Raw genomic sequence first — 23393 nt, forward strand, 5'->3', positions numbered from 1 at the left:
ACAAAAAAGCGGGCCCCGATCGATCGGGGCCCGCTTTGGTATCGGCGTTATCGGCGCTTCATGGGGAAGCGCCTGGCCATGTGACTGCCGTGTCAGCCTTCTTTAGATGGCTTGTCTTCTGAGGCTGCGGTTTCGGCGGCCGGCTTGTCGTCATTGTCCTTTTTGCCGGCCTCTTTCTTGGCGGCCAACTGACGCTTACGGACTTCGCGCGGATCGTTGTACGCGCGGCCGGACGGCGCTAACGCGGGTTCGCCCTTGTCGCCGGAAGCGGCTGGTGCTGCTTTTTCCGGTTCGGGCTGGGCCTTCTGAGGTGCCTTTACGGCAGACTCGGGTGAAGCCTTCGCGGAGTCGGAGTGATCAGCGCTGGACGGCTTCTCCTGCGCCGGTTCAGCCTTTTCCGCGGCTTCCTTCGTTGGCGCGGTCTTCTCGGCCGGTTCCGGTTTTGCTTCGGCCTTTTCAGTCGGGGCGTCTGCCTTCGGCTTTTCCGGCGCCTTTTGGGGCTCTACCTTTGGGGCTACCGCTTCGGCTGGCTTGTCGCCGTCTTTAGCGGGCCGTTCGGCCGGCTCAGTCTTGGCTTCCGGTGCCTTCTCGGCGGCCGGCTTGGCCGGTGCGCCTGGCTTATCATCCTTGGCGGCTTCCGGTTTGGCGGCCGGCTTGGGCTTATCAGCCTTGTGTTCAGTCTTTTCGCCCTTGGTCTCAGCCGGTTTGGTTTCGGCTTTATTGTCGGCCGCAGGCTGGCTCTGATCCTTTTTCGCTTCAGGCTGTTCGGACTTCTTGTCCTGGGCTGCCTCAGGCTTGCTGGCGTCCGCCGGGGCAGGGCTGCTCTTTTCGTCTTGCTTGGCCGGCTTGCTTTCAGCCTTCGGCGCACTCTCAGTCGGCTTACCGGCTGTCTCGGCGCTCGATGCGGCATCGGCCTTGGGCTGCTCTGCCGCTTGCGGTTGGGCGTCCGGTTTACGTTGCTCCGGTGCCTTACCCTGATCGGTGGCTTTGGGCTGTTCGGCGCCCTTGCCGTTGCCCTGTTGGGCCTGAGCCGGTTTGTCAGCAGCTGGCTTGTCCGCGGCCTGCGGTTTGTTGGCTTTGCGCTCTTCGCTCTGGCGCTTGTCCTGCTCTACCGGTGAGCCGTCGCGGTTGCGTGGACGGCGTGGCCGACGGCGTTTCTCGTCACCACTCCGTGACGATTGCTGCTGCTTACCGCCCTGGGCGCTGCGATCCTGTTCCTTCTGGTCTTTCTGATCCTTTTGCTCCTTCTGGGGAGCTTGATCCTTCTGACCACGCTTATCGTCCTGACGGTTGTCCTTGCGCTTGTTGTTTCCGCCGGACTTGTTGCCACCCTGGTTTTGCTGCTGTCCTTTGTTGGACGGCTGCTGATCGGAGTTGCGACGGCCCTTGCTGCGGCGATTGCCGCCGCCGTCGTCCTGATTCTGGCGACGGTTGGATTCGCCCTGACGACGATTACCGGCGTTGCGGTTGTCATCGCGATTGCCACTGTCGTCACGAGCCACGCGCGCCTTGCGACGGTCCTGGCGACCACCGCCGTCACGACGCTGCGAGGGGTTGCGCTGCTCGTTCTTGTCGCGACTTTCGGTCTGCTCAACCGGCTCGTCGCTGAAGAAGGCGGACAGCTTGCGGGACAGGCGCTTGAACAGACCTTCGTCCTGCTCGCTGGTCGGTTGTGCCTCGGCGGCTTTCGGAGCCGGGGCGGCGGCCGGACGGATACCCTTGACGGCGGCTTCTTCGCGCGCCGGTTGCTCGCGGGCAATCTGGGTTTCCTGGGTTTCGTCTTCTTTATACTCTTCGGCAATCTGGTAGCTGGTACCACGCTCGACCGCGCTGATTTCGTCTTCGCGGACACGCAGGATTTCGAAGTGGGGTGTATCCAGGTGCGGGTTGGGGACGACCAGGACGTTCACGTCCTCCCGTGCCTCGATATCGGCCAGCTGCTTGCGCTTCTCGTTCAGCAGGAAGGTGGCCACCGGTACCGGCAAGATGGCGCGCACTTCGCCCGTCTTGTCCTTGGCCGCTTCTTCAAAGATCAGGCGCATGATGCTCAGTGCGAGGGATTCGATGCCGCGGATTGTGCCCTGACCGTCACAGCGCGGGCAGACTTCGCTGCGGGTCTCGCCCAGGGACGGACGCAGACGCTGACGAGACATTTCCAGCAGGCCGAAGCGCGAGATCTTGCCCACCTGGACGCGGGCGCGATCGAGTTCCAGCGCCTCGCGGACTTTCTGTTCCACTTCGCGCTGGTGCTTGGCCGGCGTCATGTCGATGAAGTCGATGACAATCAGGCCGCCGATGTCGCGCAGGCGCAACTGGCGTGCGATTTCTTCGGCCGCTTCCAGGTTGGTCTGCAGGGCCGTTTCCTCAATGTCGTGGCCCTTGGTGGCGCGTGAGGAGTTGATGTCGATGGACACCAGGGCCTCAGTCGGATCGATAACGATCGATCCACCGGAAGGCAGCTTCACTTCGCGCTGGAATGCAGTCTCGATCTGGCCTTCAATCTGGTAGCGACTGAACAGTGGGATCTCGTCTTTGTAAATCTTGATCTTGTTTTCGAAAGACGGCATGACCGCCTGCACGAAACTCAGGACGTCTTCGTAAACCACCTCGGAATCGATCAGCACCTCGCCGATGTCCTGGCGGAGGTAGTCGCGAACCGCGCGAATGATGACGTTGCTTTCCTGGTGGATCAGGAACGGGGCCTGACGGCTGGAGGACGCATCGGTGATTGCCTGCCAGATCTGGGTCAGGTAGTTGAGGTCCCACTGCAGTTCTTCGCTGGAACGCCCGATGCCGGCCGTACGAACGATCACGCCCATGTTGCGTGGCACTTCGACGCCGTTCATGGCTTCTTTGAGCTGCGAGCGCTCTTCGCCTTCAATGCGGCGGGAAATACCGCCTGCACGGGGGTTGTTCGGCATCAGGACGAGGTAGCGGCCGGCGAGGGAAATGAAGGTGGTCAGGGCGGCGCCCTTGTTGCCACGCTCTTCCTTGTCGACCTGGATGATGACTTCCTGGCCTTCGTTCAGGACGTCCTTGATGTTGATCTTGCCCTCGATGTCCTTGGGCGACTTCTTGAAGTATTCCTTGGAGATTTCCTTGAGGGGCAGGAAGCCGTGGCGCTCGGCGCCGAAGTCGACAAAGGCGGCTTCAAGGCTGGGCTCGATGCGTGTGATCTTGCCCTTGTAGATGTTGGATTTTTTCTGTTCCCGGTTGCTGGCTTCGATGTCGAGATCAAAAAGCCGCTGTCCATCTACCAATGCAACGCGCAACTCTTCCGGGTGAGTTGCATTTATCAGCATTCTTTTCATGAAGAACGAGTTTCCTGTCGGTTAACGACGGAAACCGGCCATTCTGGCGCTCATCGGCGAGGCAGGATGCAGCAGGCGGCTGACGTTAGGCAGCCGGACACAATCAGGCGGTAGCGGCAGGCCGCTCCACGCTTGTGAGAAGGCTAACGGTCTGTAAATCCGACGATTGCGGGAATAAACCGTAACGATTCAGTGTCAGTTGACGCATGCTATCCAGTTCAAGTTCACACCGGCTCCAAGGTCTCACGTCATATTCGTAAGCTGGACGGCCCGGCCCGGCGTGATTGCAATGATTCTTCGCGATGTCACCCGCCGGTTTTCCGTGCGGATTGAACATGTCTCCCCCTTCAACCCGGACCCTGTAGGATCAACAGGTGATGAAAGGGTGCCTTTTTGCTCTGCCCGATGGCCAGCAGCACTGTGTCTGGCCGCCGGCTTTCAAAGTCTTGAGTAGTGTCGGTATACTTCCGGCTCGCTTGTATCGATTACCTTACTATTATAGGGCTCGATTTTGAGCATAAAAGCAGGCCGGAACATAACAGCATTGCGCCGGCTCGTCAATCCTGCGCCACACTCCCCGGAATACCGTCAGACCATGCCCAGGCAGAAACCCGACAGAAAAGGCCCGGCCCGATCGCGGCCCGGCAGCCGAACCACGACACCAAAGCGCAAACTGGCGCCGAGCGGGGAAAGGCCCGCCGTAAAGACGGAGGCTGAGCCTTCGCGTAAAACCGGTGTCCGTTGGGTCGCCATCGATGAGGATGGGGCCGGGCAGCGCCTGGACAATTTTCTGCTGACCCAGCTCAAGGGCGTCCCCAAGAGCGCCATCTACCGAATCGTTCGTAAAGGCGAAGTGCGCATCAACAAAAAGCGCGCGAAGCCTGACTCCCGGCTTGCAGCCGGCGATACGGTCCGGATCCCGCCGGTGGTTGCCAAAGAAAAGCCGGCAACGCCGGTGCCGGGGGCGCGAGTCCGTCGTGTGGTTGAAGACGCCATTATCTACGAAGACGATCAGATGCTGGTGGTGAACAAGCCCCAGGGAATGGCGGTGCATGGCGGCAGTGGTCTGAGTTTTGGGTTGATCGAGGCGCTGCGGGCGGCCCGGCCGGAGGCCCGCTTTCTGGAGTTGGTTCACCGGCTCGATCGGGATACGTCCGGGGTGATCATGGTGGCCAAGAAGCGGGCGGCGCTGCGTCACCTGCAGGACGAGATCCGCGCCAAGCGGGTCACCAAGCTTTATCATACGCTGGTGGCCGGGCACTGGCCGGCGAGCCGGACTGAAGTGGATGCGCCGCTGGAGCGGTTCGAGCTGCGGTCGGGAGAGCGCATGGTGCGGGTGTCTGAAGCTGGTAAGGCCGCGCTGACACGGTTTCGCGTGTTGGAGCTGTTTGATGGCTACAGTCTGGTCGAAGCGTTTCCGGTGACCGGTCGGACACATCAGATTCGCGTTCATTGCGCGTTTGGCGGTCATCCGATCGCCGGCGACGACAAGTATATGGATGACGTCAGTCTCAAGGCCTTCCGGGCGATGGGCGGCCAGCGGCTGATGCTCCATGCCCACGTGTTGGAACTGGTGGTGCCCGGCGGTCGCCAGATGCGCTTCGAAGCGCCCTATGAAGACGTTTTCGCGCAAACGCTGGAGCGGCTTCGGGAGCGCCGGGCGCACCGTTGAACAGTATTTGAGACGGAGTAGTAAAAACGTGACCCCAAAAGTGGTGATTTTTGATTGGGATGGGACGGTGGTCGACTCGGTGGAGCATATCGCCAGCAGTCTGCATGGTGCCGCCACCGAGCTGGGATTTCCGGCTCGGGAAATGGAGGCCTATCGGGATATTATTGGGCTGGGCATCATTGAAGCGTTGCAGAAGCTTTATCCCGGCCTCGATATGGACGACATCAATGCCATTCGTGAAGGTTATGCGCGGTATTTTTTCAGTCAGCAAACCACGCCGCAGAATATTTTCCCCGGTATTGAGACGCTGTTGACGGATCTGGGTGTGGCGGCGGAAGGTTTGGCGGTTGCGACAGGCAAGAGTCGCCGAGGGATGGATCGGGCCCTGGAATCGACCGGGCTGGGACCTCGTTTCGCGATTACTCGTTGTGCGGATGAAACACGTTCCAAGCCCGATCCGACGATGCTGCGGGAAATTGTCGCGCACTTTGGTATCGCTGCAGAGGACGCGGTGATGATCGGCGATACCGTGTACGACATGGAGATGGCGCAGCGCATCGGGATGCCGGCCATTGGTGTGGAATGGGGTGTGCATCAGCGTGACCGTCTGGCGGCTTTCTCGCCGGCAGCCATTGTCAGTGATGTCGATGGCCTCAGGCAGGCGCTGAAGCTGACCTGAGAACTGAAATGATCCAGCAGCAGTAAGGAAGCAAGCGATGTCAGATTGGGATAATGACGGCAAGGCAGGGTGGGGGTCGGAGTCGGCGCCACCTTCCAGTGGGGAGCCGACCTCGGGTCATACGCAGGTCCCGGAAGAGAAGCGTGACTGGAAGCTCATCGAAAAGCTCGTGATGTCGATGCAGTCCGAGCAGCGTAAGAGTCGGCGCTGGGGGATTTTCTTCAAGTCGCTGACGTTCATCTACCTGTTCGCCCTGCTGTTCCTGCTGAAAGCGCCGGTGGAGTCCGGCCTCAAGGCGGCGGCCGGGCCGCATACGGCGGTGGTGGACATCAATGGCCCCATCGCTGCGGATGAAGACGCCAATGCGGATGATATCATCGCCGCGCTGCGGGATGCCTTTGATGCGCCAGATGCCAAAGCGGTCCTGCTGCGCATCAACAGCCCCGGCGGGAGTCCGGTGCAGGCGGGTTACATCAACGATGAAATCGAGCGTCTGAAAGGCGAGCACCCGGACAAGAAGGTCTACGCCGTGATCTCCGATATTGGCGCGTCCGGTGCTTACTACATTGCGGTTGCCGCGGATGAGATCTACGCCGACAAGGCGAGTCTGGTGGGGTCGATCGGCGTGGTGGCCGGTGGATTCGGCTTTACCGGGCTGATGGATAAGCTGGGGGTGCAGCGGCGGCTCTATACCGCCGGCAAGAATAAGGCGTTTCTTGATCCGTTCTCTCCGGAAAAACCGGGTGAAGTGGCTTTCTGGCAAAACGTGCTGGAAACCACGCACCAGCAGTTTATCGAACAGGTTCGGGAAGGGCGCGGCGATCGGCTGAAAGAGAGCGACGAGTTGTTCAGTGGTCTGGTCTGGACCGGCGAGCAGGCACTGAAGCTGGGCCTGATCGATGGCCTGGGCAGTGCCAGCTACGTGGCGCGCGACGTGGTTGGTGAAAAGGAGCTGGTCGATTACAGCCATAAGCCGTCGCCATTCAAGCAGTTGGTCGACGACCTGGGCGTCTCCGTGGGCAGCGGGCTGGCCCAGGCGCTGGTTCAGTCGCGCCTGGAATTGCGGTAGGCCGCGGCAATCGGGTCGATGCCCTGGGTTTTCAGCAGATCGACCAGGGCGATGAGCGGCAGGCCGATCAAACTGTTCGGGTCGCGTCCCTCGAAGGCGCGGAACAGGGCGATGCCCAGGCCCTCCATGCGAAAGCTGCCAGCGCAGTCGTAAGGCTGTTCCACACTGAGGTACTGGTCGATGGTTTCGTGGTCCAGGTCGCGAAAGTGGACGCGGAACGGCTCGCACAGACTCCAGGTGCTGCCTGAGTCGGCGTCCGTCAGGGCCAGGCCGGTGTGGAAAAGAACGGATTGGCCGCTGCAGGCCGTGAGTTGCTGCTGGGCAATGGCATGGTCGCCCGGTTTGTTGAGTAAGGTGCCATCGGCCAGCTCGGCAACCTGGTCCGAACCAATGATCAGGTGGCCCGGATAGCGCCCGACCAGGGCTTCCGCCTTGCCTTCCGCCAGGCGTACCGCCAGGTCTTCCGCGGTTTCTCCGGCGAACGGGGTCTCGTCAATGTCCGGGGAGGCGCATATGAACGGCAGTTGCAGGCGTTCCAGCAAGGCTTTGCGGTAAGGTGATGACGAGGCGAGAAGCAGTGGTTTGACGGTCATGTTGGTCTCTGGCGGCCGTGGTTTCGGCAAGGATACCGGACCCGGTCGATCATCGAAATCCTCCGTATGGCTTCTGCCGACACGGCAAAGCTTGTGTAATTGCCGAAATAACGCGCAGAAGGCTTTGACAGCCGCAGGGCGGGGCCCTAAAATTGCGCGCCTATGTCGAATGCCGAGCTGCCCCGGACCGTTGAACCCAACAAGCTTGCTGAAAAAGAAGCGAGTCTTGACGGTATCATTGCATTGCGTTCGCTCCCCCGATTCGCAGCCTTGCTGCTTGATCAGGAGGGCGACGTCAGTGTCCATTTGCAGTTTGGAATGGATGCGGAAAAGCGCCGGATCGTCGAGGGGCGTCTGGACGCGCCGGTTGTTCTCGAATGTCAGCGTTGCATGTCGGCGATGAATGCGTCTCTGACGTCGTCGTTCCAGTTGGGGTTAGTGGTCAGTGACGAGCAGGCACGCCAGTTGCCGCGGGATCTGGAGCCTTTCCTGATGGACGACTTCGAGGCGGATCTCTGGCAGATGGTCGAGGATGAGCTGTTACTGGTCATCCCGCCGTATCCGCTGCATGACCTTGAGGATTGTCCGGCTGCCGGCACCCTCGAGGCGCTCGACGCCGAGCAGGATGAAAAGCCGGCTGACGAACCGGAGCAGCGCGAGAATCCGTTCAGTGTTCTGGCGGAGCTCAAGAAAAAAGACGATCACTGATTCGCAGTGCGTCGCGGAACAGGACGCCGGTCGCTGAACAGCGCGCGGCGCTTTATTATTTTTTAGCTCAGGAGTAATACCATGGCTGTACAACAGAACCGTAAGACCCGCTCCAAGCGCGGCATGCGTCGTTCTCACGATGCACTGGGCACTGCGGCCCTGTCAGTTGATTCCACCACTGGCGAAGTGCATCGTCGTCACCACGTTTCCCCGGACGGTTTCTACCGTGGGAAGCAGGTCGTCGAGACTCGCGACGAGTAATTGAGCCGGTGCGGCCTGCCATTGTCCGTGTTCGACAGGACACATTCGGCCGCATCCGCCTGCAAGGTGAACGATGACTTCGATCACCATTGCCGTTGATGCGATGAGCGGTGACCGCGGTCCCGCCATCGCCGTCTCGGCAGCGCTTGACGCTGTTCGGGAAAACGAATCCCTGAGCATCATTCTTGTGGGTCAGCAAAGTGAGCTCGAGACCTCTCTGACCGAATCCCATCCCCGCATCCGTATCGTCGAAGCGATCGACGTGGTCCGGATGAATGAACGACCCTCGCACGCTTTACGTCACAGACAGCATTCTTCGATGGCCGTTGCCTTGCGCCTGGTGCGCGATGGTGAAGCTCAGGGCTGTGTCAGCGCCGGCAATACCGGTGCGTTGATGGCCTTTGGACGCTCCCTGCTGCGCATGTATCCGGGCATTGAGCGGCCGGCCATCGTCAAGCTGATCCCCTCGCTACGCGGGCGATGCCATGTGCTGGACCTGGGTGCCAACGTCGATGCCTCGGCGGAAAACCTGTACCAGTATGCCCTGATGGGATCCCTGATGGCCTCTGCCGTGAACAGCTTGCAGGAGCCTCGCGTGGCCCTGCTCAATGTCGGTGAAGAGGAAATCAAGGGGAACGAACAGGTCCGTTTGGCGTCCCACATGCTGGCCCAATGCGAGACCCTTAACTATATCGGGTATGTGGAGGGCAGCGATCTGTTCCGGGACGTGGCCGATGTGGTGGTTTGTGACGGGTTCGTCGGCAACATCGCCCTGAAAACCGGCGAAGGCGTTGCCGCCATGCTGATGGAGTTGCTGGATCAGACGTTCACCAGGACGCTGTATGGCCGGATGATTGGCTGGCTTGCGCGCCCGACACTGACGCGACTGCTCAAGACCATTGATCCCTCACGTCACAACGGCGCCAGTCTGCTGGGGTTGCAGGGCGTGGTGATCAAGAGCCACGGTAATGCCAATGAGCGGGCCATGCTGGCTGCGATCCGGCAGGCTTATCGTGAGGTGCGTCTCGAGGTACCCCGTCGCATCAATGAGCAACTGGACGAATTGATGATCTGAAGCCCCGTGTTTTGTGGTCTCAAGGCTTGTACCATTGGCTAATCTTCTCAGGCACAAAACAGGGGTAGACTGAGCGCCATGAAATCAGCATTTCTTTTCCCGGGACAGGGATCACAATCGATAGGCATGCTTGGTGAGGCGGCAGAAGCCTGGCCGATCATTGCTCAGACATTCTCCGAAGCGTCCCAGGTGCTGGGCTTTGATCTCTGGTCGATTTGCAAGGATGGTCCGGAAGACGAGCTCAATTCCACCGCCATTACCCAGCCGGCGTTGCTGACAGCCAGTGTTGCCCTTTGGCGACAGTGGTTTGTTGCGGACGGCCCGCGTCCTGACTACCTGGCAGGTCACAGCCTCGGCGAATACAGTGCACTGGTTGCGGCGGAAAGCCTGAACTTCTTCGACGCGGTCAAGCTGGTTCGCCTTCGTGGCGAGCTGATGCAGGATGCGGTTCCGGCAGGTCAGGGCCGTATGGCAGCCATTCTGGGCCTCGAAGACGACGTGGTCATCGCGGCGTGTGAAGAGGCGGCCGAGGGCGATGTTGTCGCGGCGGTCAACTTCAATGCGCCGGGCCAGGTTGTTGTTGCGGGCAGCACCGCAGCAGTCGATCGGGCCATCGAAATCTGTAAGGGTAAGGGCGCGAAGCGCGCATTGCCGCTTCCGGTCAGCGTACCTTCCCACTGCGCCCTGATGAAGCCTGCCGCCGACGAGCTGGCCAAGGCGCTGGATGACGTTAATTTCAACGATGCTGTCATACCGGTCGTGCAGAATGTGAATGCGGCACCGGAGCAGGATCGCAACAGCCTCAAGGAAAACCTCCTGCGTCAGCTGTATTCGCCGGTGCAGTGGACGGATTCCGTCCGCTACCTGAGTGAGGAAGGCGTCGAGGCTGCCGTCGAGTGTGGTCCCGGCAAAGTGTTGGCCGGCCTGGCCAAACGCATTGACCGCAACCTCAACGTGTTCCCGATCGAAAGTCCGGACGCGTTGCAGAAGGCCCTTGACGGGGTTAAAGGATAAGACAGGAGAGACACGGTATATGTCACTGGAAGGCAAGGTTGCCCTGGTTACCGGCGCCAGCCGGGGAATTGGCCGGGAAATTGCGAAAGTGCTCGCCGATCGCGGTGCGGTGGTGATCGGCACGGCCACGTCCGAAGCGGGCGCTGAGGGTATCACCGAAGCCCTGTCCCCCAGGGGCGGGTATGGGATCGTGATGAACGTGTCCGATGCCGAGAGCATCGACGCGGGACTGAAAGCCGTCACTGAAAAGTCCGGTGCGCCGGTGATTCTCGTGAACAACGCGGGTATTACCCGTGACAACCTGCTGATGCGGATGAAGGAAGACGACTGGGATGCGGTGATCAACACCAATCTCAGCTCGATCTATCGCACCAGTAAGGCGGTGCTGCGGGGGATGGCCAAGGCGCGCTGGGGTCGGATCATTAACATCAGTTCCGTGGTCGCCGGTATGGGCAACCCGGGGCAGGTGAACTACTGTGCGGCCAAAGCTGGCGTTGAGGGTATGACCCGCAGTCTGGCAAAAGAGATGGCCAATCGCGGTATCACGGTAAACAGCGTGGCACCGGGCTTTATTGATACGGATATGACGAAGAAACTGGACGACAGCCAGCGGGACGCTATGATGAGTGTCATTCCCGCCGGTCGTCTGGGCGAGCCGGAAGAGGTTGCTGCGGTGGTGGCGTTCCTGGCTTCACAGGAAGCGGCCTACGTCACCGGGGAAACCATTAACGTGAACGGTGGTATGTTCATGGGATAATGGGTTTGTTGTAACCCTTTGAACAACAAGCCTTTAGCTTCAAACCCTGCTTGTTTGCGGGTGGGGATTACACTAAACTGCACACAAATTCAGTGCTTGGTTGCGAATTAAGTGAGGAAACTATGAGTACAGTCGAAGAGCGCGTGAAGAAGATTGTTTGTGAACAGCTGGGCGTCAAGGAGTCTGAAGTTCAGAACACGTCTTCTTTCGTAGAGGATCTGGGCGCGGATTCACTGGACACCGTTGAGCTGGTCATGGCTCTCGAAGAGGAATTCGAGACCGAGATTCCTGACGAAGAAGCTGAGAAGCTCGCCAGTGTTCAGGACGCGATCGACTACATCGTCGCGCATACCTGATACTCAGTTTTATTGAAAGCCAAGCAGAAGCCGTCCTTAGTCGGGTCATTAAGGGCGGCTTTTTTATTGGCGTCAGGGTGTCAGGCGATGGCGAACTGCACCGAATTGTGCAGTGAGTCGGATGCCATGGCAGCCGATATGTGACATTGTCACAATAACGTCACCGGGGTTTGCGATAAACCGCGAGGTCCGGTGTCTCTTTCCGGATGACGGCCGGATGCGGGCGAATAACGATTCGCCCTGTGAACAACAATGACCCAATGATGATGGTGAGCCGGCTGCATGTCCGGCGACCGACGGGAAACAATAGGTGATTCAATGATGTCTGGACGACGTGTCGTAATCACGGGTCTCGGTACTGTCTCTCCGCTGGGTAACGACGTGGCCTCCACCTGGGAGGGCATTCGTACCGGCCGTAGCGGTATCGGGCCGATTGACCGGTTTGATTCGACGGATTTCAACACGCGGATTGGCGGAGCGGTCAAGGATCTCGATCTGGAGCAATACCTGAGCGCGAAAGACGCCCGCAAGATGGATGCGTTCATCCATTATGGCATTGCAGCGGCGACGCAGGCCGTGCAGGACAGTGGTCTGGATGCCGAAGGATCCTGTGACCTCGACCGCGTTGGGATTGCCATCGGCTCCGGTATCGGCGGCCTGGAATTCATTGAAAAGAACGTCCTGATCCTGGAAGAGAAGGGCCCGCGCAAGGTGTCTCCTTTCTTCGTCCCGGCATCTGTCATCAACATGGTGGCCGGTAACGTGGCCATCCGATTCGGCTTTAAAGGGCCGAACATCGCCATCACCACGGCTTGCACTACCGGTACTCACAATATTGGTTACGCCGCTCGAACCATCCAGTACGGGGATGCGGATGTGATGCTGGCCGGCGGTTCCGAAATGGCGACCACGCCGACTGGTATTGCCGCTTTTGGCTCTGCCCGTGCCCTGTCCACCCGCAACGATGAGCCGGAAAAGGCCAGTCGCCCGTGGGATAAGGACCGTGACGGGTTTGTGCTGAGTGACGGCGCCGGTGTCCTGGTGCTTGAAGAGCTGGAGCATGCCAAGCGCCGTGGTGCGACCATCTATGGCGAAGTCGTCGGTTTCGGCATGAGCGACGACGCCCATCACATCACCGCTCCGTCGGGTGAGGGCGCCCAGCGTTCCATGCAGAACGCCCTGCGTGATGCCGGTATCGAGCCGTCTGACATTGGCTACATCAATGCCCACGGCACCTCGACGTCCGTTGGCGATGTGGCGGAGGTCGATGCGGTCAAGGCGGTGTTTGGCGATCATGCCTACAAGCTGGCGATTTCCAGCACCAAGTCCATGACTGGCCATCTGCTGGGTGCCGCCGGCGCGGTGGAAGCCATCTTCTCGCTGCTGGCCCTGCGCGACGGCATTCTGCCGCCAACGATCAATCTGGATAACCCGGAGGACGGGTGCGATCTGGATTTCGTCCCGCATAAGGCCCGCGAAGCGGAGCTCAATGCCGTGCTGTCCAATTCCTTCGGTTTTGGCGGCACCAACGGCACCCTGATCTTCCGTCGCTACGAGGACTGATCCGGTCCGTGCTGGAACGCATCTGGACCGATGAGGCCACGCTCCCGGCCAGCGATCGGGGGCTGGCTTACGGCGACGGTTTGTTTGAAACTATCCGTATCAACGGCCGAGAGCCCAGTTTCCGGGATCGGCACCTCCGACGTTTGACCAACGACGCCGCCCGGCTGGGCATTCCGGTCGACATGGACGAGCTGGCCATTGCCTTGGACGACGCGGTTGATCGATACGCCACGTCCGGGACCTGGGTTCTGAAATTGATCCTGACCCGGGGTAGCGGTGGCCGAGGCTATCGCCCGCCGGCGTCTGTCCACCCCCGGCTTTGTCTCAGCCGTCATGACGGTCCGCCGCCACCGGCTCAGCCCGTCGCGGTATCCCGCTGTCCCCATCCGCTGGTTGTCGACCCCCGGTTGGCTGGCATCAAAAGCCTCAATCGTCTGCCTCAGGTCCTGGCCAGCCAGGGCATGCCAGAGTGGGCGTACGAGGCGTTGATGGGAAGTCCGGACGGTGATCTTCTGGAAGGAACCCGCACCAATATCATGGCCCGGGTCGGCGATCACTGGGTGACGCCGGCGGTGGAATCGCTGGCCGTGGCCGGCGTGGCGCGGCAGGCGGCACTTGATGAACTGGGCCGTTTAGGAGAATCTGTGCAGCTGCGCGCCATTACCCGGGCGGATATCCACGATCCGGCGTTTGGCGGCCTGATGCTGATGAACAGCGTCGTGGGCGGCATTGTGGTCGACCGGATCGACCAGTTCGAGTTGCCTCAGAGCGAGGCTCTTGCCAGAATCCGGTCCTTTCTTTCGGATGCAGTTGGATCCTGATCTTGTTTAAACGTTTGCTTATTCTCTGTCTGCTGGTGGTGGTTCTGGCGGCTGCCGGTACCGGTCTCTGGGTCTGGCAGGGCCTCAGTACACTGAAAACGCCCGTCGCCCTGTCCGAGCCGGTTCTGTTCAATGTCGAGCACGGCAGTACTTTCAGTGGCGTGGCGCGTCAACTGGAGCGCAACGGGCTGGTCAAGGATTCGCTGTGGCTCCGCCTGTGGGGGCGGCTGCACCCGGATCGCAACCTGATCCAGGCCGGCACCTACGAATTTGCTTCCGGCGACACAGCGCTGGCCATGGTCAACAAGATGGTCAACGGGGAGACCAAGACTTGGTCGGTCCAGTTTATTGAAGGCTGGCGATTTGCGGATCTGCGCGCGGCCCTGGAGCGACAGGATCACCTCGATATCATGTCCGCCGGACTGACCGATGCCGAGTTGATGACGCGTCTGGGCCACCCGGATGAGCATCCAGAAGGGCGCTTTTTCCCGGATACCTACGTGTTCACCGGGCAGGAAAGCGACCTGGATATCCTGCGTCGGGCCTACGACCGGATGCAGTCCATCCTGCAGGAGGAATGGCAGGCAAAGGCCGACGACTTGCCTTACGAGAATCCCTACGAAGCGTTGATCATGGCGTCGATCGTCGAGAAGGAGACCGGCGTGCCCGATGAGCGCAGCCAGATCGCCGGCGTGTTTGTCCGCCGTCTGGAAAAAGGCATGCGACTGCAAACCGACCCGACGGTGATCTACGGCCTCGGAGACAACTACGACGGCAACATCACCCGCAAGAATTTGCGGACGGTCACGCCCTATAACACCTATCGCATCAGCGGATTGCCGCCAACGCCGATCGCGTTGCCCGGGCGCGACGCCATCCACGCTGCGTTGCATCCGGATGCGGGTGAGAGCCTGTATTTCGTCGCGCGCGGTGACGGCTCCCATGTGTTTTCACGGACGCTCCAGGAGCACCAGCGGGCGGTGCGCGAGTTTCAGCTGCGGCGTCGCTCTGATTATCGCTCCTCGCCCCAGACGCAATAGGCAGACACACGATGAATCCCGGTTACTTTATTACGTTCGAAGGCTCTGAAGGTGTCGGCAAGTCCACCCAACTGGGCGTGGCTGAAAGCTGGTTGCGGGAGCAGGGCATTGATGTGGTGGTCACCCGGGAGCCCGGTGGAACGCCGCTGGCGGAAAGTATCCGCGAGGTCCTGCTGACGCCGCGCGATGAGGTGATGGACGACCTGACGGAGCTGTTACTGGTGTTCGCGGCCCGGTCACAGCATCTGAACCGGTTTATCCTGCCGCACCTGCAAGCCGGACGCTGGGTCCTGTGCGATCGCTTTACCGATGCCACCTATGCCTATCAGGGTGGTGGACGGGGGCTGTCCCGGGAACAGATTGCCCAGTTGGAAACCCTGGTTCAGGGCGAGCGCCGCCCGGACCACGTGATCCTGCTGGACGCGCCGGTGGATGTGGGTATGGCGCGCGCCCGCAAGCGGGGTGAGCTGGATCGTTTCGAGCAGGAAACCGTGGCTTTCTTCGAACGCATCCGCCAGACCTACCTGGAGCGGGCTGCACAATGGCCGGCACGCTACCATGTGCTGGATGCCTCACAGCCGCTGGCATCCGTCAGCCAGTCCCTGATTTCCACCCTACAATCCATTCTCTCAACCTCGCCCTGAGTCATCGTGTTAGCGGGTGACAGACCCGCAGCGTCGATTTCGACCTGTCTTTGATTTGTCTGCTACGCTTCTGGAGTGATCAAATAATAGTCAGTCTGACGTGTCGCAACGGCAGGTCGGACGCTGGTTCATCCGGTGGAGCGCGAATCGGAATCCTGCCGTACCGATCGTCCCTGTTTGCATTCGGTGACGCCTGCCGCAAGCATGGAGGGGATGGTGATGTCCAAGGCAATCATTGTGTGCTGTGACGGTACCTGGAACTGGCCTGACAGCGAGGCCCATCCAGCCGAGCCGTCCAATATCCTCAAATGTGTCCGGGCCCTGAAGGCCCACTCCGGTCGCCGCGATCAGGTGGTCTATTACGACGCCGGAGCGGGTACCGGTGGCAAAGTGGACCGATGGCTTGGCGGCATGCTGGGAATGGGGTTGTCGGCCAGCCTTTTACAGGCCTATCGTTTCATCGCAAACAACTGGGCGCCGAATGACGACATCTACCTGCTTGGGTTCAGCCGGGGAGCCTACGCGGTGCGCAGCCTCGCGGGCTTCATCCACGCCATGGGGCTAATCGGTAAATCCGAAATGCTTTTTTTGCCCCATGCCTATCGCTGGTACCGGGCCCAACCGGGGAGCGAGCGGGACAGCGTCCCCCACGCCGCGCTGGTGGAGGAGTTGCGGCAGTCCAGCCGGCGCATTCCGATCCGGTTCCTCGGCGTGTTCGACACGGTCGGGGGGCAGGGCGTTCCGATGCCGGGCCTGGGAAAACTGTCCCGTTCCTGGGTCGGATTCCACGATACCCACCTGTCGGATTCCGTGTCCTATGCCGTGCAGGCGTTGGCCATCGACGAATGCCGTGCGTCCTTCAAGCCGGATCTGTGGACTCACGCGCCGGAGGCCGAACCCCATGAAGACGAGTCCGTGGCCCGTCGCACCCTGCAGGTCTGGATGCCCGGGGTACACAGTGATGTGGGCGGCGGCTATACGGCCACCGGATTGTCGGACCTCGCGCTCCAGTTCATGATCGGGCAGGCCAACCAGCACGGTCTGGAGTGGAAGCTCGGGGATGTCTTCCAGACACCGCCGGAAGACCGCTATCTGACAATGCTCAACGACAGCTATACATGGCCATACCGCCTGTTCGGCGCCTATGACCGACCTATTGGCGACACCCAGCGCGATGCGATGGGACTCGGGCAAGCCGTTACGGAGAAAGTTCATGTGGCGGCCGCGGATCGGCTGGAGGAGGGCGGAGCCATCCGGAATCGCGCCAATCTGGAACAGGCCCTGGCGGACGGCGTGCCGGTATTTCACGAACGCCGCCATCTGCGCCTGATGGTGCCGGAGACCCTGTCCGTGGCCGATATGCCCGATGTTGGGGAGGTCTGCACGCTTATGGACATGTCCGAATCCGGTGCGCGTCTGTATTACAGCGGAAATGGGGCGGTCAGTGAAGGTGGATCGGTGCGGCTGAGACATCCCAGGATTGGTGACCGGACAGCCCGGGTGCGCTGGTGTACCGGCAGTGAAGCAGGTGTCGAGTTTGCCGCTTGACGCCCGGAAGAGGAATCCGGCGGGCGTATCGTGAATCATGGAGCGGAATATGCTTAAATAGGTCACCATCCATGTGACGGTCCCACGCACGTTATGCTGAATGCCCGAGTTCTGAAACTCCCCGAGAATGCAGCGCAGCACGAGCATATCCATCATCAGGTGGTGATCGGTCTGCAGGGGGCTTCAGGATTGGCCGGCCAGGGTTGGGGGGTCGACCTCGACAGCCGCCGCGCCTGCCTGGTACCCACCGAAACCCGTCACGATTATTTCGGCAATGACGTCAACCACGTGCTCGTCATTGATCTCGACACCACCGCGCCCGCGCTGTCCAACCCCCGGCACGGTGACTATGACCGGCTCGCGCCGCTGTTCGATCGACCGTCGCATCTGGATATGGACAACCGGCTCCAGAGCCTGATTCAGCTGTGCGCCTCGGAATTGAATCAGGCGCCGGATAACCGCTCCCTCCACGAGCACTTCGCAACGGGTATCATCCATTGCCTGTCCCAGCGACTGAGTAACGGCAACGCCCCGCGTCGCAAGCGCCAGACCTTCAATGCCGAAGCCATCCGCCACTACGTGCGCAACCATCTTCACCAGAAAATCACCGTGCAGGATCTGGCCAGCGAGGCTTGCCTGAGTGTCAGCCGTTTCCACGAAACCTTCCGCGAAATGACCGGCATGAGTCCGCACCAGTACCTGATCCAGGCACGTCTGGAAAGGGCCATCGAACTCCTCAAACAGCCCCGTTTATCGCTGGCGGAAATCAGTCTGCGAACCGGCTTTTCCAGCCAGGGGGCCCTCACCAACGCCATGAAAAAGTACCGGGGCGTTACACCGTCCGTCTTACGGTAAGGTGAAAGAACCGCCGTCGTCGGTGCAAAACCGTACGTTTTCATAAAAAGTCCGTAGTTTTTTGCAAGCCGCAGCCGGCCCGGCTCACTACATTAGAGACAGGCTTCGTAAAGGTTACATTCAGTTCATCCGGAAGTGTCAGGACCGATGCTGCCGGATTGGACTGCGTGCCCCCGTCATGATCGGCCCCTGGCTGACCGAGACGGTATGCCTGGACTTTGGAGGCCGATGTCAGTCCGGGACCGGCCACCAGGGCATGTGGTCAGCGCCATTGCGGCGGGCCACCGAACAATGAACCGGACAATCAACAATGCAAACAGTCGTCAGGAATGCATCGCTGTAGTCGCCGGAGTTCCCATACGCCGGCAGAGTGAATGCAACACTGGGATGGCCCGGGTCATCCCGAGTTGTATCCGCCGCAGTGATTGCAGCGCGCCACCTTCGGGCCGGCGCGAAGGGACCATAAAAAGAAACACACTTCTACTAGCGGACGGGAGTAACACCAGATGGTGGGAAATAACCTGGGGGTCACGCTGACCTTTATTGTGTATATCCTGTTGATGCTGGCCATTGGCTACATCGCCTGGAAACGCACATCCAATCTTTCTGATTATGTTCTTGGCGGCCGGAGTCTTGGCCCGCTGCCTTCAGCACTGAGTGCGGGTGCTTCGGATATGAGTGGCTGGTTGCTGCTGGGTCTGCCCGGCTATGCCTACGCCGCGGGTTACGAAGCGATCTGGATCGCTGTCGGCCTGCTGGTCGGCACCTGGCTGAACTGGCTGATCGTCGCACGGCGTCTGCGGACGTACTCCATGGCGGCCGGCGACTCACTGACACTGCCTTCCTACTTCGAGAACCGGTTCGAAGACACGAGCCGTCTCCTGCGGATCATCTCCGCCTTCTTCATCCTGCTGTTCTTCCTGTTCTACACCAGCTCTGGTCTGGTCGCAGGCGGCAAGCTGTTCGAGACCGTGTTCGGCATCAACTACACCACTGCCGTCATTATCGGCACCGTGGCCGTGGTGTCCTACACCTTCTTCGGTGGCTTCCTGGCGGTGGTCTGGACCGACGTGATCCAGGGGCTGCTGATGTTTGCAGCGCTGCTGATCGTGCCCATCATGGCCATCAACGCCGACGGTGGCTGGTCCGCGACCGAGGCGGCCATGACGGCCAAAAACCCGGAATTCCTGAGCGCGTTCACCAGTTCTGACGGCGGGGCCATGACGACCCTGGCGATCCTGTCGCTGCTGGGCTGGGGCCTGGGCTACTTTGGTCAGCCGCACATCCTGGCGCGTTTCAAGGCGATTCGCAGCGAAAGCGACATTCCGGCGGCCCGCCGCATCGCGGTCATCTGGAGTGGCCTGGGGCTGTTCGGTGCACTGTTGGTTGGTTTTGCGGCCATCGGCTACTTCGAAACCCCGCTGGAAGACGGCGAGAAGGCCTTCATGCTGCTGGTGAATGCGCTGTTCAACCCGTTCGTGGCCGGTATTCTGCTGGCAGCGATCCTGGCGGCCATCATGAGTACGGCGGATTCCCAGCTGCTGGTGTCGTCTTCTGCCCTGGCCGAGGACTTCTACAAGGCGCTGTTCCGTCGTGAAGCCACCCAGAACGAACTGGTGTGGGTCGGACGCTTCGCCGTCTTCGGTATTGCGGTCGTGGCCTGTCTGCTGGCGTTCGATCCGGACAGCAAGGTCCTGGAACTGGTGTCCTACGCCTGGGCCGGCTTCGGTGCGGCCTTTGGTCCGGCGCTGATCCTGTCCCTGTTCTGGAAGCGCATGACCCGTCTTGGCGCGTTGGCTGGCATCATTGTCGGCGGTGTGACCGTTGTGGTCTGGGGCAATCTGTCCGGCGGTATTCTCGACCTGTACGAGATCATCCCGGGCTTCCTGTTCGCCACCATCGCCATTGTGGTGGTGTCCCTGGCGACACCGGAACCGTCCAAGTCCATCCAGGACGGTTTCGATGCCGCCATGGGAACGAAGTAACCGTCTGAACGACGCCTGACGTCGCAAGCGGTAAAGAAAAGGGGTGCCTGAGGGCGCCCCTTTTTTGTGCGCAAAACCTGAGTGTCGACACCGACTTATGTCGTAGCGCGGGGAATGGCACAGCCCCGGGTTCGAGGCTATTCTCAATGCCACATGTGCGTTTTAGACAACACCAATAAAAGGGAGAGCACAACATGGTTAAGCGTCAGTTTCTGAAAACCATTGCAGGGGCCGTCGCGGCACTGTCCCTGGGCTTTACCGCCACCGCCCAGGCTGAAGGTGGCCACTACGTCATGGGCACCGCGACCACCGGTGGCACCTACTATCCGGTTGGCGTGGCCCTGTCCACCCTGGTCAAGGTCAAGCTGGAGCCCAAGACGGGGATTTCGCTTTCCGCCATCAGCTCGGCCGGCTCCGGCGAAAACCTCAAGCTGATGGACGAGAACCAGGCCCAATTCGGCATCCTTCAAGGGCTCTATGGCGCCTGGGCCTGGAAGGGAACTGGTCCGGTCCCCAAGGCCTATAAGAACCTGCGCTCGGTCTCCATGCTGTGGCAGAACGTGGAGCACTTCGTGGTTCGCAGCGAACTGGCCAAGACCGGCACGATCGATGACATGAAGAATTTATACGGCGAAACCTTTTCCATCGGCGCCCGCAATTCCGGTACGGAAGGTTCCGGCCGGTACATCCTCGGCGCGTTGGGCATCGATGTGAAGAAAATGGACCTGGCCTACCTCGGTTACGGTCCAAGCGCCGACGCGCTGCAGAACGGCAATATCGATGGCATGAATATTCCGGCCGGCGTGCCGGCGTCCGCGGTGACCCGGGCCTACGCCAACATCGGCGACGATATCACCACGCTGGACGTCAACGAAGACCAGCTGGTGCGGATCAACAAGGAATTCGAGCTGTGGTCGCCGTACGTGATCAAGGCGGACACCTATCCCAATCAGTCCAAGCCGATCCATACCATCGCACAGCCCAATATCCTGGCAGTGCGGGCGGATGTGTCCGAAGAGGACGTCTACCAGATCACCAAAACGATCTACGCCAACCTGCCGTTCCTGAATAATATCCACCCGGCCACCAAGGCGATGGCGCTGCAAAAAGCCATTGCGGGACTGCCGATGCCACTGCACCCGGGTGCTGCGCGCTTTTACAAGGAGCAGGGACTGGAAATTCCGGATCGTCTGATCGCCAAGTAAGGGACGCTTCCAGAAGCGGTTTTGAACTCGGGGGCGAATCTCGCCCCCGTCGTTGCTGTTGGGAGTCCATGTGAGTAACGATGACAAGCAGCCAGAGACAGGCTCTCTGGACCACATTCGCGACGAAGAGGCCGCGGAGGCCAGCGAACGGCTGAGCAACCCGCTGATAGGCCGCACCGTGTTTGTGCTGGCGATTGTGATCGCCGTTTCCCACCTGTATTTCAATACCTTCTCAACTCTGTCGGAACTCTGGACCTCGGCGCTGCATTTCGGCATGTTCGGTCTGCTGTGCGCCCTGACTATTCCCATGGTGAAGGCCAGCAACCCCGGTACCCAGCGGCTGGTCTTTGCCGTGGACGTCGTGCTGGGTCTGGCGGCCATGGGCTGTGCGCTCTACCTGATTGGCTTTGAAGATGCCTTGTACGCCCGGGGTGTGACTTTTTCGACAGCCGACTGGGTCGTGTCGATCGCCGCCGTGCTGTTGATCCTGGAGTTTGCCCGGCGTACCACCGGCTGGTTCATTCCCACGCTGTGCGTGATTGCCTTGTCATACGTGGCCTGGTGGGGGCAGTACGTGGGCGGTATTTTCAACTTCCCGGGTCTGAGTTGGGAAACGGTGCTGTTTCGCTCCTACATGGGCGGGCAGGGCATGCTGGGCTCCATTGCCCGGATTTCCTGGACCTACGTGTTCATGTTCATCCTGTTCGGCGCCTTTCTGGTGAAGTCCGGCGCCGGCGATTTCATTGTCGAGCTGGCCCGTTGTGCCGCCGGGCGTTTTATTGGTGGGCCGGGCTTTGTGGCGGTTTTTGCCTCTGGTCTGATGGGCTCGGTATCCGGTTCCAGCGTGGCCAACACCGTCTCCACCGGCGTGATTACCATTCCACTGATGCGCAAGGCCGGCTTCCCGGCGCGGTTTGCCGCCGGGGTCGAAGCCGCAGCCTCCACCGGCGGGCAATTGATGCCACCGGTGATGGGGGCGGGCGCGTTTATCATGGCCTCCTACACGCAAGTGTCCTACCTGACGATTGTGGCGGTGGCGGCCCTGCCGGCTTTCATGTACTTCCTGTCCGTTGCGATGTTCGTGCGGGTGGAAGCGAAGCGCAGTCACGCGGTCAAGCTGGAGCAAGACGATGACCTGCCGACGCTCAAAGAGGTCATGAAGGACGGGTGGCACTATCTGCTGCCGCTGGTAGTCCTGGTGGCGGCACTGGTTTATGGCTTTACCCCCACCTATGCGGCCGGCATCGCGATCCTGTCGGTGATTGCGGCCTCCTGGCTGTCGAAGAAGCCGATGATGCCCCGGGATATCCTCGACGCCATGGCCCAGGGCTCGCGGAACATCGTGACCACGGCCATTCTGCTGATTACCGTCGGTCTGATCGTGAACGTGGTCTCCACCACCGGCATCGGCAATACGTTCTCGCTGATGATCACCAACTGGGCCGGTGGCAGCCTGCTGATCACCCTGATCCTGGTGGCACTGGCCTCGCTGATCCTTGGGATGGGGTTACCGGTAACCGCCGCCTACATCGTGCTGGCAACCCTCTCGGCGCCGGCGATCTACGGGCTGATCGCCCAGAGCCAACTGCTGGATCTCATGGTCAGCGGCAATCTGCCCGAGCAGGCCCGGTCGATCTTCATGCTGGCCACGCCGGACCAGTTCAACCTGCTCAATGCACCCATGGACATGGCGACGGCGAAGCAGATGCTGGAAGCCGTGCCGGACACCTTCAGCTCCCAACTGATGGAGCAGGCGCTGTCCCCGCATGCGACCACCATGGCCCTGGTCTCGGCCCACATGATCATTTTCTGGCTGTCGCAGGATTCCAACGTCACGCCGCCGGTCTGCCTGACCGCGTTCGCGGCGGCCGCCATTGCGGGCACCTCCCAGATGCGCACTGGCTTTACGGCCTGGAAAATCGCCAAGGGGCTTTACATCGTGCCGCTGCTGTTCGCCTATTCGCCGCTGATTTCCGGCGATATCTGGGAGATGCTGCGGGTGTTCCTGTTCGGTCTGTTCGGGATTTACGCCATCATCGCCGGTCTGGAAGGCTTTCTGGAGCACCGGCTCAGTTGGTGGTTGCGGCTGTTGATGTTTCCCATTGGCGGCCTGATGCTCTGGCCCCACGACAGCCTGATACTCGACACCTCTGGCCTGGTGATCTTCCTGGTGTTGCTGGTGTGGAGTGGCCGCAAGGGGCGCGGCACCCCGGCTGTGGCCGTCGGGGCCTGATGGC

At 60.6% G+C, this 23393-nt stretch carries 20 protein-coding genes; 18 read left to right on the plus strand and 2 right to left on the minus strand.

The genetic code is table 11. From position 1 onward, the window contains the following. Window positions 1-92: 92 nt before the first annotated feature. A complete protein-coding gene (gene rne, locus J3364_RS05500) occupies window positions 93-3311 on the minus strand; it encodes a ribonuclease E (protein WP_349557390.1) in 3219 nt (1072 codons plus the stop codon). Between the two features lie 595 nt (window positions 3312-3906). Between rne and rluC the strand changes: the two genes are divergently transcribed. Genes rluC through J3364_RS05515 form a run of 3 tightly spaced genes read left to right on the plus strand, consistent with a single transcriptional unit; the run spans window position 3907 to window position 6731 of the window. Next, on the plus strand, window positions 3907-4983 hold the full coding sequence (gene rluC, locus J3364_RS05505) for a 23S rRNA pseudouridine(955/2504/2580) synthase RluC (protein WP_349557392.1): 1077 nt from the start codon (window positions 3907-3909) through the stop codon (window positions 4981-4983). Window positions 4984-5011: 28 nt separating this feature from the next. Next, window positions 5012-5662 (plus strand): HAD-IA family hydrolase, encoded by a 651-nt coding sequence (locus tag J3364_RS05510; RefSeq protein ID WP_349557393.1) that lies wholly within the window; start codon window positions 5012-5014, stop codon window positions 5660-5662. A gap of 37 nt (window positions 5663-5699) precedes the next feature. Beyond that, on the plus strand, window positions 5700-6731 hold the full coding sequence (locus J3364_RS05515) for a S49 family peptidase (RefSeq protein WP_349557395.1): 1032 nt from the start codon (window positions 5700-5702) through the stop codon (window positions 6729-6731). On the opposite strand, the gene J3364_RS05520 is transcribed toward J3364_RS05515, so the two are convergent. Beyond that, entirely contained in the window at window positions 6707-7324 is a 618-nt protein-coding gene (locus J3364_RS05520; RefSeq protein ID WP_349557397.1) for a Maf family protein, read from the minus strand. The two genes, J3364_RS05515 and J3364_RS05520, sit on opposite strands and share 25 nt — an antisense overlap. 270 nt (window positions 7325-7594) lie before the next feature. On the opposite strand from J3364_RS05520, the gene J3364_RS05525 reads away from it, so the two are divergent. The 15 genes from J3364_RS05525 to J3364_RS05595 all read left to right on the plus strand — a co-directional run bounded on the left by J3364_RS05525 (window position 7595) and on the right by J3364_RS05595 (window position 23389). Then, entirely contained in the window at window positions 7595-8032 is a 438-nt protein-coding gene (locus J3364_RS05525) for a YceD family protein (RefSeq protein WP_349557399.1), read from the plus strand. A gap of 81 nt (window positions 8033-8113) precedes the next feature. Next, the gene (rpmF, locus tag J3364_RS05530) at window positions 8114-8293 is read left to right on the plus strand and encodes a 50S ribosomal protein L32 (RefSeq protein WP_123633320.1); all 180 of its coding nucleotides are present in this window, start codon (window positions 8114-8116) and stop codon (window positions 8291-8293) included. A 73-nt stretch (window positions 8294-8366) separates the two neighbouring features. Further along, a complete protein-coding gene (gene plsX, locus J3364_RS05535) occupies window positions 8367-9368 on the plus strand; it encodes a phosphate acyltransferase PlsX (RefSeq protein WP_123633321.1) in 1002 nt (333 codons plus the stop codon). Window positions 9369-9446: 78 nt separating this feature from the next. Continuing rightward, window positions 9447-10382, plus strand: a complete 936-nt coding sequence (fabD, locus tag J3364_RS05540) for an ACP S-malonyltransferase (RefSeq protein WP_349557401.1) — start codon at window positions 9447-9449, stop codon at window positions 10380-10382. Between the two features lie 19 nt (window positions 10383-10401). Continuing rightward, window positions 10402-11139, plus strand: coding sequence for a 3-oxoacyl-ACP reductase FabG (gene fabG / locus J3364_RS05545; RefSeq protein ID WP_349557403.1), 738 nt, complete (start codon window positions 10402-10404; stop codon window positions 11137-11139). A gap of 122 nt (window positions 11140-11261) precedes the next feature. Continuing rightward, entirely contained in the window at window positions 11262-11495 is a 234-nt protein-coding gene (gene acpP / locus J3364_RS05550; protein ID WP_007154069.1) for an acyl carrier protein, read from the plus strand. 321 nt (window positions 11496-11816) lie between these two features. After that, complete coding sequence (fabF, locus tag J3364_RS05555; protein ID WP_349557405.1) at window positions 11817-13058, plus strand: beta-ketoacyl-ACP synthase II; 1242 nt, start codon at window positions 11817-11819, stop codon at window positions 13056-13058. 8 nt (window positions 13059-13066) lie between these two features. After that, window positions 13067-13879, plus strand: coding sequence for an aminotransferase class IV (locus J3364_RS05560; protein ID WP_349557407.1), 813 nt, complete (start codon window positions 13067-13069; stop codon window positions 13877-13879). Between the two features lie 2 nt (window positions 13880-13881). Further along, window positions 13882-14919 carry an endolytic transglycosylase MltG gene (gene mltG / locus J3364_RS05565; RefSeq protein ID WP_349557408.1) on the plus strand — a complete coding sequence of 346 codons (1038 nt, stop codon included), beginning with the start codon at window positions 13882-13884 and terminating at the stop codon, window positions 14917-14919. An 11-nt stretch (window positions 14920-14930) separates the two neighbouring features. After that, window positions 14931-15563 carry a dTMP kinase gene (gene tmk / locus J3364_RS05570; RefSeq protein WP_349557410.1) on the plus strand — a complete coding sequence of 211 codons (633 nt, stop codon included), beginning with the start codon at window positions 14931-14933 and terminating at the stop codon, window positions 15561-15563. 219 nt (window positions 15564-15782) lie between these two features. Then, window positions 15783-17111, plus strand: coding sequence for a phospholipase effector Tle1 domain-containing protein (locus J3364_RS05575; protein WP_349557412.1), 1329 nt, complete (start codon window positions 15783-15785; stop codon window positions 17109-17111). A gap of 93 nt (window positions 17112-17204) precedes the next feature. Then, window positions 17205-17966, plus strand: a complete 762-nt coding sequence (locus tag J3364_RS05580) for a helix-turn-helix transcriptional regulator (RefSeq protein ID WP_123633328.1) — start codon at window positions 17205-17207, stop codon at window positions 17964-17966. Window positions 17967-18472: 506 nt separating this feature from the next. Then, the gene (gene putP / locus J3364_RS05585; protein WP_349557413.1) at window positions 18473-19951 is read left to right on the plus strand and encodes a sodium/proline symporter PutP; all 1479 of its coding nucleotides are present in this window, start codon (window positions 18473-18475) and stop codon (window positions 19949-19951) included. Window positions 19952-20145: 194 nt separating this feature from the next. Further along, window positions 20146-21156 carry a TAXI family TRAP transporter solute-binding subunit gene (locus J3364_RS05590; RefSeq protein WP_349557414.1) on the plus strand — a complete coding sequence of 337 codons (1011 nt, stop codon included), beginning with the start codon at window positions 20146-20148 and terminating at the stop codon, window positions 21154-21156. Window positions 21157-21226: 70 nt separating this feature from the next. Beyond that, window positions 21227-23389 (plus strand): TRAP transporter permease, encoded by a 2163-nt coding sequence (locus J3364_RS05595; RefSeq protein ID WP_349557415.1) that lies wholly within the window; start codon window positions 21227-21229, stop codon window positions 23387-23389. Window positions 23390-23393 lie beyond the last annotated feature (4 nt).

It is taken from the genome of Marinobacter sp. NFXS9 (assembly GCF_040148665.1).
Classification (GTDB): domain Bacteria; phylum Pseudomonadota; class Gammaproteobacteria; order Pseudomonadales; family Oleiphilaceae; genus Marinobacter_A; species Marinobacter_A mangrovi.